The sequence below is a fragment of the Kosakonia sp. N21 genome (genome assembly GCF_050587465.1).
Classification (GTDB): Bacteria; Pseudomonadota; Gammaproteobacteria; order Enterobacterales; family Enterobacteriaceae.
In genome coordinates, this window is record NZ_JBOBHR010000001.1 from 404,632 (window position 1) to 420,361 (window position 15,730).

The window sequence follows — 15,730 nt, forward strand, 5'->3', positions numbered from 1 at the left end:
GTCTTGCGAAAGAAAAGGGCGGGTTTCCCCGCCCCTTTGTTAGATCTTACATGCGCCGCTTTCGCAGCCGTCGTCCTGGATGGAAGGCACCAGATCATCCTGGGCATCTTCTGCGCCATCGCGGGTGTTCTGATAATACAGCGTCTTCACACCAAATTTGTAGGCGGTGAGCAGGTCTTTCAGCAATTGTTGCATCGGCACTTTACCCGACGGGAAACGTGACGGATCGTAGTTGGTGTTTGCTGAAATCGACTGGTCGATAAATTTCTGCATGATGCCAACCAGTTGCAGGTAGCCGTCATTGTTCGGCATTTCCCACAGCAGTTCATAGGCGGTGCTCAGTTTTTCGTAGTCCGGCACGACCTGGCGCAGGATCCCGTCTTTCGACGCTTTGATGCTCACATGACCGCGCGGCGGCTCAATGCCGTTGGTGGCGTTGGAGATCTGCGACGACGTCTCTGACGGCATCAGCGCGGAGAGCGTGGAGTTACGCAGACCGTGCGTTTTGATAGATTCGCGAAGCGCTTCCCAGTCGTAATGCAGCGGCTCGTTGGTAATGCCGTCGAGATCTTTCTTATAGGTATCGATCGGCAGAATACCCTGCGAGTAGGTGGTTTCGTTAAACCACGGGCACGCGCCTTGCTCTTTCGCCAGCTCGTTCGAGGCTTTCAGCAACCAGTACTGAATGGCTTCAAACGTCTGGTGCGTCAGGTTATTGGCGCTGCCGTCGGAGTAACGTTTACCGTTTTTCGCCAGCCAGTAAGCAAAGTTAATGACACCAATACCCAGCGTACGACGGCCCATCGCACCGCGTTTTGCGGCGGGGATCGGGTAATCCTGATAGTCGAGCAGGGCATCCAGCGCACGTACCGCCAGCGTTGCCAGCTCTTCCAGCTCATCGAGGTTTTTAATCGCCCCGAGGTTAAACGCGGAAAGCGTACAGAGCGCGATTTCGCCGCTCTCGTCGTTGACGTCGTCCAGCGGTTTGGTCGGCAGCGCGATTTCCAGGCACAGGTTGGACTGACGGACCGGTGCAACCACCGGATCGAACGGGCTGTGCGTATTGCAGTGGTCCACGTTCTGAATGTAGATACGGCCGGTAGAGGCGCGTTCCTGCATCATCAGCGAGAAGAGTTCGACGGCTTTCACACGCTGTTTGCGGATGCTGTCGTCTTTTTCGTATTTCGTGTACAGGCGTTCAAATTCGTCCTGATCGGCGAAGAACGCATCGTACAGCCCCGGAACGTCGGACGGGCTGAACAGGGTGATCTCTTCCCCTTTCAGCAGGCGGGTGTACATCAGTTTGTTGATCTGCACGCCGTAGTCCATATGACGCACGCGGTTGCCTTCGACGCCGCGGTTATTTTTCAGTACCAGCAGGCTTTCCACTTCCAGGTGCCACATTGGGTAGAACAGTGTGGCCGCACCGCCACGCACGCCGCCCTGAGAGCAGGATTTCACCGCCGTCTGGAAGTGTTTGTAGAACGGAATACAGCCAGTGTGGAAGGCTTCGCCGCCACGGATCGGGCTACCCAGCGCACGGATGCGACCGGCGTTGATGCCGATGCCGGCACGCTGGGAAACGTATTTCACAATCGCGCTGGAGGTGGCGTTAATGGAATCCAGGCTGTCGCCGCACTCGATCAGTACGCAAGAGCTGAACTGACGAGTAGGGGTACGCACGCCGGACATGATCGGCGTCGGCAGCGAAATTTTGAACGTGGATACCGCATCGTAGAAACGCTTTACATAATCCAGACGGGTTTCACGCGGGTAGTTCGAGAACAGGCACGCTGCAACCAGGATATAGAGGAACTGCGCGCTCTCGTAGATCTCGCCGGTCACGCGGTTCTGAACCAGATACTTGCCTTCAAGCTGTTTTACTGCAGCGTAGGAGAAGTTCATATCACGCCAGTGATCGATAAACCCATCCATCTGCTTGAACTCTTCTTCCGTGTAGTCTTCCAGCAGATGATGATCGTATTTGCCCAGTTCGATCATTTTGGTGACGTGATCAAACAGAGCCGGCGGTTCGAACTGACCGTAAGCTTTTTTACGCAGGTGGAAAATCGCCAGGCGCGCTGCCAGATATTGGTAATCCGGCGCGTCGCGGGAGATCAGGTCCGCGGCAGCTTTAATAATGGTTTCGTGAATGTCAGACGTTTTGATCCCATCATAGAACTGAATGTGCGAACGCAGCTCGACCTGAGAGATGGAGACGTTATTCAGCCCTTCTGCCGCCCAATCCAGCACCCGATGAATTTTGTCGAGATTGATGCGCTCTGTGCCACCGTCACGCTTTGTCACCAGCAGACTCTGATTCATGTGATTACCTGTCCGTGAAATAAAAGTATCCCCCCTTTATCCACAGTCAGACGCTGTGACTAACTCTGTGGATAAATACTAGATATAGGGGGTTTGCGATAAGAAAAACGCTATATGGTGAGTATTCTAGTAAGGATTCTTTTCAGTACAAGAGTTGATTTTGAGGTTAAATTGAGGTTGCGAAAGCGTAATAATCGCTAAGTCCTCGTACCGTAAGGCCTGGCGGGGATGTCAATATTTCGCAAAAAAAAATGAATTTTTGATCAAGTGCTGATTTCTTCATCGGGAATGACAACTGCGCAGTTTGACACTGCGCAATCTTTATAACTTTAACTGATGACCTTAGTCGTTTTTTGCCGTTGTATGTAACATGTAATTAACATCAACACCTGGCCCTAAGGTAAATTTATCCAGTAACGGATTATAGTGTAACCCGGTGATGTGACGCTCTTTTAACACGGTGCCATCGACCCAGGTGAGCAGCTCGGCAGGTTTGATGAATTTTTTCACGTCGTGCGTGCCTTTCGGCACCATCCGCAGAACATATTCCGCACCGACCACCGCCATCAGCCAGGCTTTGCCGTTGCGGTTAATGGTGGAAAAGAACACGTGGCCGCCGGGTTTGACCAGGTGCGCACAGGCTTTCACGACGGATTGCGGGTCCGGTACGTGCTCCAGCATCTCCATGCAGGTGACGACGTCGTATTGCCCGGCGTGTTTCGCCGCATGCTCTTCGACGGTTTCCTGCACGTAATTCACCTGAATGCCCGATTCCAGCGCATGTAAGCGCGCGACCTGCAAAGGTTCAAAGCCCATATCCAGGCCGGTGACGTTAGCGCCTTCGCGCGCCATGCTCTCCGCCAGAATACCGCCGCCGCAGCCCACATCCAGCACGTTTTTCCCAAACAGGCCATCCGCATGCCCGGCAATATAGTTCAGGCGCAGGGGGTTAATGCGGTGCAGGGGTTTAAACTCGCCCTCTTTATCCCACCAGCGCGAGGCGACCGCTTCAAATTTGGCGATTTCAGCATGATCAACGTTCTGAGCGACCGACGATTTTTCGGCATTCATGGGGGCAATTACTCCTCTCAAAAGTAGACTGCCGAGTATATCAGGCCGACGGGATGAATAAACCTTTGCGCGGGTGTTATAGATTTACCTGTCTCAAAGCGGTTGTGTTATAATTTGCGACCTTTGAATCCGGGATACAGTAGAGGGATAGCGGTTAGATGAGCGACCTTGCGAGAGAAATTACACCGGTTAACATTGAGGAAGAGCTGAAAAGCTCCTATCTGGATTATGCGATGTCGGTCATTGTCGGCCGTGCGCTTCCGGACGTCCGAGATGGCTTAAAACCGGTTCACCGTCGCGTACTTTACGCCATGAACGTATTGGGCAATGACTGGAATAAAGCCTACAAAAAATCTGCCCGTGTCGTTGGTGACGTAATCGGTAAATACCATCCTCATGGTGATTCCGCGGTGTATGACACCATTGTCCGTATGGCGCAGCCGTTCTCGCTGCGTTACATGCTGGTTGATGGTCAGGGTAACTTCGGTTCCATCGATGGCGACTCCGCGGCGGCGATGCGTTATACGGAAATCCGCCTGGCGAAGATCGCCCATGAATTGATGGCCGATCTGGAAAAAGAGACGGTGGATTACGTCGATAACTACGACGGCACCGAAAAAATTCCTGATGTAATGCCTACCAAGATCCCGAACCTGCTGGTTAACGGTTCTTCGGGTATCGCGGTCGGTATGGCGACCAACATTCCGCCGCACAACCTGACGGAAGTGATCAACGGCTGTCTGGCCTATATCGACAATGAAGACATCAGCGTTGAAGGGCTGATGGAGCACATTCCGGGGCCGGACTTCCCGACCGCCGCCATTATTAATGGCCGTCGCGGCATTGAAGAGGCTTACCGCACCGGTCGCGGCAAAATCTATATTCGCGCCCGCGCAGAAGTGGAAACCGATGCGAAAAGCGGTCGTGAAACGATCATCGTTCACGAAATTCCGTATCAGGTGAACAAAGCGCGTCTGATCGAGAAGATCGCCGAGCTGGTAAAAGACAAACGCGTGGAAGGCATCAGCGCGCTGCGTGACGAGTCTGATAAAGACGGCATGCGCATCGTGATTGAAGTGAAGCGCGATGCGGTGGGCGAAGTGGTGCTGAACAACCTCTACTCCCAGACGCAACTGCAGGTCTCCTTCGGCATTAACATGGTTGCTCTGCACCATGGTCAGCCGAAGATCATGACGCTGAAAGAGATCCTGGCAGCGTTTGTTCGTCACCGCCGTGAAGTGGTGACGCGCCGTACAATTTTCGAACTGCGTAAAGCGCGCGATCGTGCGCATATCCTTGAAGCGCTGGCGGTTGCGCTGGCGAATATCGACCCGATCATTGAACTGATCCGTCGTGCGCCGACACCGGCGGAAGCGAAAGCGGGCCTGATCGCACAGCCGTGGGATCTGGGTAATGTCGCCTCTATGTTGGAGCGCGCTGGTGATGACGCTGCGCGTCCGGAGTGGCTGGAGCCGGAGTTCGGGATTCGCGATGGTAAATACTATCTGACCGAACAGCAGGCACAGGCGATTCTGGATCTGCGCTTGCAGAAACTGACCGGCCTTGAGCATGAAAAACTGCTCGAAGAGTACAAAGAGCTGCTGGAGCAGATCGCTGAACTGCTGCACATTCTTGGTAGCGCAGAGCGCCTGATGGAAGTGATCCGCGAAGAGCTTGAGCTGGTTCGCGAACAGTTTGGCGATGCGCGTCGCACGGAAATTACCGCCAATACCGCGGATATCAATATCGAAGACCTGATCAACCAGGAAGACGTTGTTGTCACGCTGTCGCATCAGGGCTATGTGAAGTATCAGCCGCTGACCGATTACGAAGCTCAGCGTCGTGGTGGAAAAGGGAAATCCGCTGCGCGTATTAAAGAAGAAGACTTTATTGACCGTCTGTTGGTGGCCAACACCCACGACACGATCCTCTGCTTCTCCAGCCGTGGTCGTCTGTACTGGATGAAGGTTTACCAGTTGCCGGAAGCGAGCCGTGGGGCGCGTGGTCGTCCGATCGTTAACCTGCTGCCGCTGGAGCCGAATGAACGTATTACGGCGATCCTGCCGGTGCGTGAGTACGAAGAGGGCGTTAACGTCTTTATGGCGACCGCCAGCGGCACCGTGAAGAAAACGGCGCTGACCGAATTCAGCCGTCCGCGTTCCGCCGGGATTATCGCCGTTAATCTGAATGAAGGCGATGAGCTGATTGGCGTGGATCTGACCTCGGGCAATGACGAAGTGATGTTGTTCTCCGCCGCCGGTAAAGTGGTGCGCTTTAAAGAGGGTGCGGTGCGTGCGATGGGTCGTACGGCGACCGGCGTACGCGGCATTAAGCTTGCCGGAAACGACAGCGTCGTTTCGCTGATTGTTCCGCGTGGCGAAGGCGCCATCCTGACGGTGACGCAGAACGGTTACGGTAAACGTACTGCGGAAACGGAGTACCCGACTAAATCTCGTGGTACGCAGGGCGTTATCTCCATCAAGGTCACCGAGCGTAATGGCGCTGTGGTGGGCGCGGTGCAGGTTGATGATTGCGACCAGATCATGATGATTACCGATGCCGGTACGCTGGTGCGTACGCGCGTGTCTGAAATCAGCGTGGTGGGCCGTAATACCCAGGGCGTTATTCTGATCCGCACCGCGGAAGACGAAAACGTGGTGGGGCTGCAACGTGTCGCTGAGCCGGTGGACGACGAAGAGCTGGACTCCATCGACGGTAGCGTAGCGGAAGGGGACGATGATATCGCGCCGGAAGCTGACACCGATGATGATGTCGCAGACGACGACGCCGAATAATGCGTTTCAAAGGGCCGGTTTCCGGCCCTTTTTCATGGCCGTTGCGGGCTTCGCGTTTTACCGCTACCTTAACCACACCCTTTTTTATCTTCCTTGTGGCGGAGTTTTTCCAGGTTGAAATACCTTGTCTCTTTTCGCAGTACCCTGAAAGTCTCCCGCTATCTGTTCAGGGCGCTGGCGCTACTGCTTTGGCTATTGATTGCCTTTTTCTCCGTCTTCTACATCGTTAACGCTCTGCATGATAAAGAGTCCGAAATCCGCCAGGAGTTTAACTTAAGCTCCGATCAGGCGCAGCGCTATATCCAGCGCACCTCGGATGTGATGAAAGAGCTGAAGTATATTGCTGAGAATCGCCTGACGGCGGAAAACGGCATTCTCACTTCGCGCAACCGCGACGATAAAACCGATGTGCCAACGTTCTCGCCGCTGTTCCCGGATTCCGACTGTTCAGCGATGGGCAATTCTTGGCGCGGCTCGCTGGAGTCGCTGGCCTGGTTTATGCGCTACTGGCGCGACAATTTCTCTGCGGCTTACGATCTCAACCGCGTATTTTTAATCGGCAGCGATAATCTCTGTATGGCGGATTTTGGCCTGCGGGATCTGCCCGTTGAGCGGGATGACACCCTGAAAAGCCTGCACGAACGCATTGTGAAATACCGCAATGCGCCACAGGATGAACGCAGTAACAATGTCTACTGGATGAGCCAGGGGCCGCGTCCGGGTATTGGCTACTTTTATGCGCTGACGCCCGTCTATCTGGGGAATCGTCTGCAGGCGCTGCTGGGCACTGAGCAATCTATCCGCATGGAGAATTTCTTTACCCCAGGCAGTTTGCCGATGGGGGTCACGATTCTCGATGAAAGCGGACACTCGCTGATTTCGCTCGCCGGGCAGGATAACGGGATTTCTGCTGATCCGCGCTGGATGCAGGAGCGCTCCTGGTTTGGTTATACCTCCGGTTTTCGCGAGCTGATCCTGAAAAAGAGCCTGCCGCCGTCGTCGCTGAGCGTGGTCTACTCCGTACCGGTTGATATGGTGCTGGAGCGCATTCGTATGCTGATCCTCAACGCCGTGTTGCTCAACGTGCTGGTGGGTGTGGCGCTGTTTACCCTCGCGCGAATGTATGAACGACGTATTTTCATTCCGGCGGAAAACGATGCGCAGCGGCTGGAAGAACATGAGCAGTTCAACCGCAAGATTGTTGCCTCGGCGCCGGTTGGCATCTGTATTCTGCGTACTCAGGATGGGACCAATATCCTGAGTAACGAACTGGCGCATAACTACCTGAATATGCTGACGCATGAAGATCGGCAGCGGCTGACGCAGATCATTTGCGGCCAGCAGGTCAATTTCGTCGATGTGCTGACCAGCAATAACACCAACCTGCAAATTAGCTTCGTCCACTCACGTTATCGTAATGAAAACGTGGCGATTTGCGTGCTGGTGGACGTCTCTGCGCGCGTAAAAATGGAAGAGTCATTGCAGGAGATGGCGCAGGCGGCAGAACAGGCAAGTCAGTCGAAATCAATGTTCCTTGCGACCGTCAGCCATGAGCTGCGCACGCCGCTGTACGGCATCATTGGCAACCTCGACTTGCTGCAAACGAAAGAGCTGCCGAAAGGGGTCGACAGGCTGGTGACGGCGATGAACAACTCTTCCAGTCTGCTGCTGAAAATCATCAGCGATATTCTCGATTTCTCGAAAATTGAGTCCGAGCAGTTGAAGATTGAACCGCGCGAGTTTTCTCCGCGTGAAGTGATGAGTCATATCACCGCGAACTATTTGCCGCTGGTCGTGCGTAAACAGCTCGGGCTGTACTGTTTTATCGAACCCGATGTTCCCGCAACGCTCAATGGCGACCCGATGCGTTTGCAACAGGTGATCTCTAACCTGTTGAGCAATGCCATCAAATTTACCGATATTGGCTGCATTATTTTGCACGTCCAGCGCGATGAGGATTACCTCAGCATCCGTGTACGGGACACTGGCGTCGGCATTCCTGGTAAAGAAGTGGTGCGGTTGTTTGATCCTTTCTTCCAGGTCGGGACCGGCGTGCAGCGCAACTTCCAGGGAACCGGGCTGGGGCTGGCGATTTGCGAAAAGCTGATCAGCATGATGGATGGCGATATTTCGGTGGATACCGAACCGGGCATGGGTAGCCAGTTTACTATTCGTATCCCGCTGTATGGCAGCGTGCCTCCTGCGCCGGTGGACGTGGATGGACTGGCTGATACCTGCTGCTGGTTGGCGGTGCGTAATGCGTCACTGTCCGGGTATCTGGAAACCTTGCTTAAGTGGCAGGGGATCACGGTGAAACAGTATGACGGGCGGACGCCAGGCAACCTGGACACGCTGATCACCGACGATGAACTCTCCTCGCCATGGACCGGTCGTGCAGTGGTGACTTTCTGCCGTCGCCACATTGGCATTCCGCTGGAGCGTGCGCCGGGAGAATGGTTGCACAGCGTGGCATCTCCGCACGACCTGCTGGCGCTGTTGGGGCGTATTTATCGCGTGCAGGTTGTTGAAGATCAGGTTGACGCCTTGCCAGAAACGGTTATCGAGGCGGCGCGCAATGACGATATGATGATTCTGGTGGTGGACGATCATCCTATCAACCGGCGTTTGCTGGCCGATCAACTGGGTTCGCTGGGGTATCAATGTAAAACCGCGAACGATGGCGTGGATGCGCTGAATGTCCTGAGCAAGAACCATATCGACATCGTTCTGAGCGATGTCAACATGCCGAATATGGATGGTTACCGTCTGACGCAACGTATTCGCCAGCTTGGCCTGACGCTGCCAGTGATTGGCGTAACGGCCAATGCGCTGGCGGAAGAGACACAGCGTTGTCTGGAGTCGGGGATGGATAGCTGTCTGTCGAAACCGGTCACGCTGGATGTGATCAGGCAAACACTGGCGGCTTATGCCACGCGAGTCAGAAACAACCGGCGGTAATGCGGATAAAAAGAACCCCGGCAGAGGCCGGGGTTTCGGGGAATTACTCTTTTTCCGTTTGCGTCAGCGTGACGGAGGAGAGGTAGTTCAGCAGCGCGATATCGTTGTCCACGCCCAGTTTCATCATTGCGGATTTTTTCTGGCTACTGATGGTCTTGATACTGCGGTTCAGTTTTTTGGCGATTTCCGTTACCAGGAAACCTTCTGCAAACAGACGCAGTACTTCGCTCTCTTTCGGTGACAGACGTTTGTCGCCATAACCCCCGGCACTGATTTTCTCCAGCAGGCGTGAAACGCTTTCCGGGGTGAACTTCTTCCCTTTTTGCAGCGCTGCCAGCGCTTTTGGCAGATCGGTCGGCGCGCCCTGTTTCAGCACGATGCCTTCAATGTCCAGATCCAGCACAGCACTCAGGATTGCCGGGTTGTTATTCATGGTCAGCACAATAATCGACAGCGTCGGGAAATGACGCTTAATGTACTTGATCAACGTGATGCCATCGCCGTACTTGTCGCCTGGCATTGACAGATCGGTGATCAATACATTTGCCTCAAGTTTCGGCAGGTTGTTGATGAGCGCTGTAGAGTCTTCAAATTCACCGACTACATTGACCCATTCGATTTGTTCGAGTGACTTACGAATACCGAACAGTACAATCGGATGGTCATCGGCAATAATTACGTTCATATTGTTCATGTATTAGGCTACCTTGCTACAGCAAGCTCTTGACGTAAGCGTCAATGTCGCTGATGTAATTTTCTATACCTGGAGCATCTGATTCACGAATTAATTGCTCCAGCGTTTCGCATAACTGCTTACCAGGTACCAGATTAAGCATGGCAAACACGCCTTTCAAGCGGTGTGCCGTCTGCGCCAGCGCAGCGAAATCGCTCAACGCCGACTCAGTATACAACCTCTTAACATCATCGGGTACTGTGTCAACAAACAGCGCGTAATAGCCGCTGGCGTGGAGTTCGGCGTTTTCGTCACCCCCCAAAGGCGACTCCGGTACATCCTCCTGCGCCAGTTGCTCCTCAATAAGCTGCAATATTGCTCCTTGCATTGCATTGCTCATATTAAAGTTGACGCGCAACTGACCAGGGCCAATTTTCCGCACGCCTGCCTCATCATCGCTTAAAAGCAAGCCCGAGGCAGTAAGATTAGACGGATTATCTGTCAAAAAGAGATCATATTCTTGACTCGAAAGCCGTTCATCCGGGGAAATACAGCTTGCGCCCCAGTTTTCCAACTGGCGAACGACAATATTGCGGATTTCAACCGAGGTAATATCAATCATCGCCACGACGTCATCGAGCAATTTTTCTTCGCTTTCTTCCTGCTGCGGACGGGCGGCCATTTTCACATGCAGTGAATAGCGGGTGCCAAGATCTTCCCGTGCCTTGATGTTCAAATGCCCACCCAGTTTTCTGGCCAGTTGATCGCATAACCAGAAGGTGAGGGCGTCGGCTTTACCGTACTGGTCGCCCTGCGTGGGATTCAGGAACGGGAAGTGCAGATTATCGATCTCACTGTTGCTCACCCCAATGCCGGTGTCGAGGATACGGAACGTCAGACGATCGCCCGCTGACTCGTCCATATTCACCTCAAGGGTGATTTTGCCCATCTGCGTGGTTGTTACCGCATATTGGATCAGCAGCAGCAATATCCGGCGCAGCGCATCACGGTCACCGTGGCGTTCTTCGTTCGCCGGAAGATGGTTGTTAATCAGCAACTGCAAGCCTTTGCGTTTGATGACCGGCAGAACGTCCGGCACCACTTCATCGATCAAATCCTGGATGGAGAACAGAGTTGACGAGCCTTTCCAGCTATCGCTTTCCAGCATGTTCGCCAGTTGGATCTCATCAACCAGTTGCACCAGCCTGTCGGCGTGATCCGCCAACTGGTTGCCTTCCTCGGTTTGTAATGCGGCGGCTTCGCTGGCCAGCGTTTTCACCGGTAGTTTCAGCGCATCCGCGAGATTGTTCATAAAGATGGCGCGGCCCTGTTGGTTTTTTTCATACAGACGCTGTGCCTGTTTCAACTTTTTATTCACCAGCACTTCTCTGTCCTGGTCGCGAATAATAAAGATCTGCGTGCGCGAGGCAACCTGGCTGCGGAACTGACGGATCTCGTACAGCTCATTATTTACCGTCGCCTGAATCACCCCCTGATGCTGGTCCGCCATGGCGGTGATGTTTTGCAGATTCAGGTGCGGTAAGAGATGGTCGGCAATCTTATTACTCAACACCGTGCGGTTCGCTTCCAGGTCATGCACCAGCAGACCGAGCGGCAGCAATGAAACAATCTCTTCATTAAAGGCGCGCATCACGCGCAGCTCATTACTCGTACCGGCAGGCGCCAGCGTATCGTTTTTACGTCCCGTTTGATGGCGGAAGGTGGTGTAGCCGAACAGCGCCAGCGCAAGCAGGCCGATATTCAGCAGTAAGGGCAGTAAGATATTTTGCAGGGTATCAAGCAGGAGTGTGCCAAACGGCACCTGCCAGATCAGCCGCAGCCCGGTGCCGTTAAGCGAAGAGGAGATCTCGATTTTAGCGCTGTTAAAATTGACCGAGGCGCTGTCGGCAGCGTCTTTATCCTGCGTGCGAGCGTTTGTTTGCGCGGTATCGGGGTCAAGGCGAAAGCTGTCCAGCGTCATCCCCGGAGGAATCAGATCGTTAATCGGCAGATCAAAGGCGACGACGGTCGCCAGATGCCCAGGCTGGTTAAACGTTGTGCGCAGCGTAAAGTAGTGCCCATTTTGCCAGGCCAGACGGCGCAGAGGAGAGAAACTTTCGCGCTCATCCAGCGCATTGGCCTGCTGCAACATTTCCGCCCGGCGGGAGTCGACAATATTGCTGATAGTGGTGTCTTTAAAGCCGGAGGAGAGATCTTTCAGCGGCAGCGTGGAGACCAGGATCATGCTGTTGTCCTGGCCATTGAGGTAGTACATAGACCATGGCACCGTTTCTGCACCCCAGAGCGTATCCAGATAGGTGGAGATACGCTGGGTCATTTCCAGAGTGGAGCTGTCATGCGAGCCGAAGATCAGCGCTTCGGTTTTTCGCCGGGTTTTTTCCAGGTAGTAGACATCCTGTTTTAACCGGGTTTCCTGCAGACCATCACTGGGACTGGAAGCGGGTGCCGCGGCGATATTGTCGTAGATCTGCCAGGTTGCGTAGCGCCAGGTATCTATACGTTTATGAATCGCATGCGTCACATCGACGATTTGATAGCTTTTATCCTTTAGCCAGGCGTTGACCGCACTTTGGATCATCACGCCTAACGTCACCAGCAGGACAATTATCAGCAAAAGAAAGAAACGGGTAATGTTGCCCGGTATCAGGGAAAATTTGCCAGGGATCATTGTGTCAGATCGACTCATTCGTGTGTGTAACCCGTTATGACAACACTGCCAGGACATTCAGCGGTGTTCGCTGAGACAATGTTGCTGCCATGCCGTAAGAACCGCCTGTTGTCTGCACGGCGTACTAATAGATGTCGTGTTGCAGAGCAGTGCACAGCAGGCAGTATATCGGTTAATCAATGAATTTCCAGACTCTCTTTCAGTGAATGCCTGACGCCTTATTGAAGCAGGCGCTTCGGTAAGCGCAGCGGTAAAAATGTACAACGGCGTAAAAACCGTACAAATATTTACCGTTACGCTTCAGAAAGATCGCACGAAATAACAAGAAATTAATTATGCCGACATGGCAATAGGAAAAATCTGGCATGGATATTGATTAATTAATAGTCGTTACAAATAGTGATTATATGTATATTGATATTCAAGCTGAGTAAAGAAAGGTAAAAAAAAACCGAATGCGAAGCATCCGGTCATAAGAGGGGTAAACAGACATTCAGATTCGAATGACGGTAATAAATAAAGTTAATGATGATAGCGTTGATAATATTAGTTGCGATCGAAGATGAGAGTTTTGCATTCAGTGCTATAACGTTATTTTCTAATAACTCATTGTATTTATTGTTATTTTTAATATGTTTTGATTATTTGTGCGCTATTTTTTGTCTATTTGTGCTAAAAAAAGTTCCCTCATATTTACATCTTGAAACATCTATTGATGAATATGAAACATCTTAAAAGTTTTCGTATCATATTCTAGTTGGATTATTCTTCTTTTTTAGAGAGAATGAATTTGCCAACTGATTAGAGGGTTAGTCAGTAAGCAGTGGCAATAAAAATGCATATAACAGAGGGTTAATAAAATGAAAGTTAAAGCACTATCCCTCCTGGTACCGGCTCTGCTGGTAGCAGGCGCAGCAAATGCGGCTGAAGTTTATAACAAAGATGGCAACAAATTAGATCTGTACGGTAAAGTCGACGGCCTGCACTATTTCTCCGACGACAAAGGCAATGATGGTGACAAGTCGTACGTGCGTTTCGGCTTTAAAGGCGAAACTCAGGTAAACGACCAGGTTACTGGCTACGGTCAATGGGAATACAACGTTCAGGCGAACGAGAGCGAATCCGCCAGCGATCAGGCATGGACCCGTCTGGCATTCGCCGGTATCCGCGTGGCTGACGCCGGTTCTATCGACTATGGTCGTAACTACGGCGTGATCTACGACGTAACCTCCTGGACTGACGTACTGCCGGAATTCGGCGGTGATACCTACGGTTCTGATAACTTCATGCAATCCCGTGCTAACGGCGTTGCAACTTACCGTAATACCGACTTCTTCGGTCTGGTTAACGGCCTGAACTTTGCACTGCAGTATCAGGGCAAAAACGGCAGCGTAAGCGGTGAAAACAACAGCGGTCGTAGCACATTGCAACAGAATGGCGACGGTTACGGCGCATCCCTGACCTACGATCTGGGCGCAGGCTTCAGCGTGGGTGGTGCAATGTCTTCTTCCCGCCGTACTGCTGACCAGAACGCAACCAGCGCTGCACTGTACGGTGAAGGCGACCGTGCTGAAGTGTACAGCGGCGGTCTGAAATACGACGCCAACAATATCTACCTGGCGGCGCAGTACACTCAGACCTACAACGCAACCCGTTTTGGTACCTCTAACGGCTCCAGCCCGTCCGACGCTTACGGTTTTGCTAACAAAGCGCAAAACTTCGAAGTGGTTGCACAGTACCAGTTCGACTTCGGTCTGCGTCCGTCCATCGCTTACCTGCAGTCCAAAGGTAAAGACATCACCAACAACACCGGTACGGTTAACTACGGTGATCAGGATATCCTGAAATACATCGATGTTGGCGCGACCTACTACTTCAACAAAAACATGTCCACCTATGTTGATTACAAAATCAACCTGCTGGATGAAAACGAGTTCACTCGTGCTGCCGGTATCGGTACCGACAACATCGTTGGCGTAGGTCTGGTTTACCAGTTCTAAGTCAGCAACCAAAAATTATTCAGGGGCCGGAAGGCCCCTTTTTTATTGTCGGTATCTTTTAAATAGAACGATTTGGTGTACGCTTGCCGCCAGCAAGGAGGTCACAAAACATGGCGATAACTTTTCTTCGTGCCGGCATGATGGCGGCACTTTTGTTACTGGCGGGTTGCGACAACGGCGAACAGGCAAAGCCGACGGTGCTCGAAGGCAAAACGATGGGTACCTGGTGGCGTGTCAGCGTGGTGGATATCAACACGCAACAGGCGCAGGCGTTGCAGCAAAAAATTCAGGCTCAACTGGATGGTGACGACCACTTACTGTCCACATGGAAGAACGACTCAGTGCTGATGCGTTTTAACCACGCCACCAGCACCGCGCCCTGGCCCGTCAGCGCTGCCATGGCGGATATCGTCACCACGTCGTTGCGCGTTGGCGAGAAAACCGACGGCGCGATGGATATTACCGTGGGACCTCTGGTGAATTTGTGGGGCTTCGGGCCGGACAAACAGCCAGTCAAAACGCCGGAACAGGCGCAGATTGACGCGGCGAAAGCGCGTACAGGCCTGGCGCATTTAATGGTAATTAACCGCGCAGGTGAGCAGTTCCTGCAAAAAGATCTGCCCGATCTGTTTGTTGATTTATCGACAGTGGGCGAGGGTTATGCAGCGGATCATCTGGCGCGGCTGATGGAGCAGGAAGGGATCGCCCGCTATCTGGTGTCCGTTGGCGGTGCGCTCGCCAGCCGTGGTATGAATGCCCAGGGGCAACCCTGGCGCGTGGCGATTCAGAAACCTACCGATCGCGAAAATGCCGCCCAGGCGGTCGTGGACATAAACGGTCACGGCATCAGCACTTCCGGCAGCTACCGTAATTACTACGAGCTTGATGGTAAACGCATCTCGCACATTATTGATCCACGCAACGGGCGGCCGATCCAGCATGCGCTGGTCTCCGTTACGGTGATCGCGCCAACGGCGCTGGAAGCGGATGCCTGGGACACCGGTCTGATGGTGCTCGGTACTGAGCAGGCAAAAGAAGTCGTGAAGCGCGAAGGGTTGGCGGTATTTATGATAATCAAACAGGGAGAGGGGTTCACCACCTGGATGTCACCGCAGTTCTCCACCTTTTTGATCAGCGAAAAAAATTAAACCGCAAGATTGCAGGTGTCAGGTGGCGCGCTAACGGGCACAGTGAGGCTAAGCTTATATGAGGAGCCTGA

At 52.9% G+C, this 15,730-nt stretch carries 8 protein-coding genes; 4 read left to right on the forward strand and 4 right to left on the reverse strand.

From position 1 onward, the window contains the following. Positions 1-39: 39 nt before the first annotated feature. Positions 40-2,325 (reverse strand): class 1a ribonucleoside-diphosphate reductase subunit alpha, encoded by a 2,286-nt coding sequence (nrdA, locus tag ACQ3G7_RS01850; RefSeq protein WP_263100049.1) that lies wholly within the window; start codon positions 2,323-2,325, stop codon positions 40-42. 342 nt (positions 2,326-2,667) lie between these two features. Further along, positions 2,668-3,396, reverse strand: coding sequence for a bifunctional 2-polyprenyl-6-hydroxyphenol methylase/3-demethylubiquinol 3-O-methyltransferase UbiG (gene ubiG / locus ACQ3G7_RS01855; RefSeq protein ID WP_430888629.1), 729 nt, complete (start codon positions 3,394-3,396; stop codon positions 2,668-2,670). Between the two features lie 158 nt (positions 3,397-3,554). Here ubiG and gyrA point away from each other — a divergent pair, with 158 nt between their 5' ends. Next, positions 3,555-6,191 carry a DNA topoisomerase (ATP-hydrolyzing) subunit A gene (gyrA, locus tag ACQ3G7_RS01860; RefSeq protein ID WP_263100052.1) on the forward strand — a complete coding sequence of 879 codons (2,637 nt, stop codon included), beginning with the start codon at positions 3,555-3,557 and terminating at the stop codon, positions 6,189-6,191. 114 nt (positions 6,192-6,305) lie between these two features. Then, positions 6,306-9,149, forward strand: coding sequence for a two-component system sensor histidine kinase RcsC (rcsC, locus tag ACQ3G7_RS01865; RefSeq protein WP_430888630.1), 2,844 nt, complete (start codon positions 6,306-6,308; stop codon positions 9,147-9,149). Positions 9,150-9,192: 43 nt separating this feature from the next. Here rcsC and rcsB read toward each other — a convergent pair whose 3' ends face one another. Together rcsB and rcsD are read right to left on the reverse strand one after the other, a co-directional pair. After that, complete coding sequence (gene rcsB / locus ACQ3G7_RS01870) at positions 9,193-9,843, reverse strand: response regulator transcription factor RcsB (protein ID WP_017458563.1); 651 nt, start codon at positions 9,841-9,843, stop codon at positions 9,193-9,195. 16 nt (positions 9,844-9,859) lie between these two features. Continuing rightward, entirely contained in the window at positions 9,860-12,529 is a 2,670-nt protein-coding gene (rcsD, locus tag ACQ3G7_RS01875) for a phosphotransferase RcsD (RefSeq protein ID WP_430888631.1), read from the reverse strand. Between the two features lie 842 nt (positions 12,530-13,371). Here rcsD and ACQ3G7_RS01880 point away from each other — a divergent pair. Continuing rightward, entirely contained in the window at positions 13,372-14,511 is a 1,140-nt protein-coding gene (locus ACQ3G7_RS01880) for a porin OmpC (protein WP_430888632.1), read from the forward strand. A gap of 110 nt (positions 14,512-14,621) precedes the next feature. After that, a complete protein-coding gene (gene apbE / locus ACQ3G7_RS01885) occupies positions 14,622-15,659 on the forward strand; it encodes an FAD:protein FMN transferase ApbE (protein WP_430888633.1) in 1,038 nt (345 codons plus the stop codon). Positions 15,660-15,730: the final 71 nt, after the last annotated feature.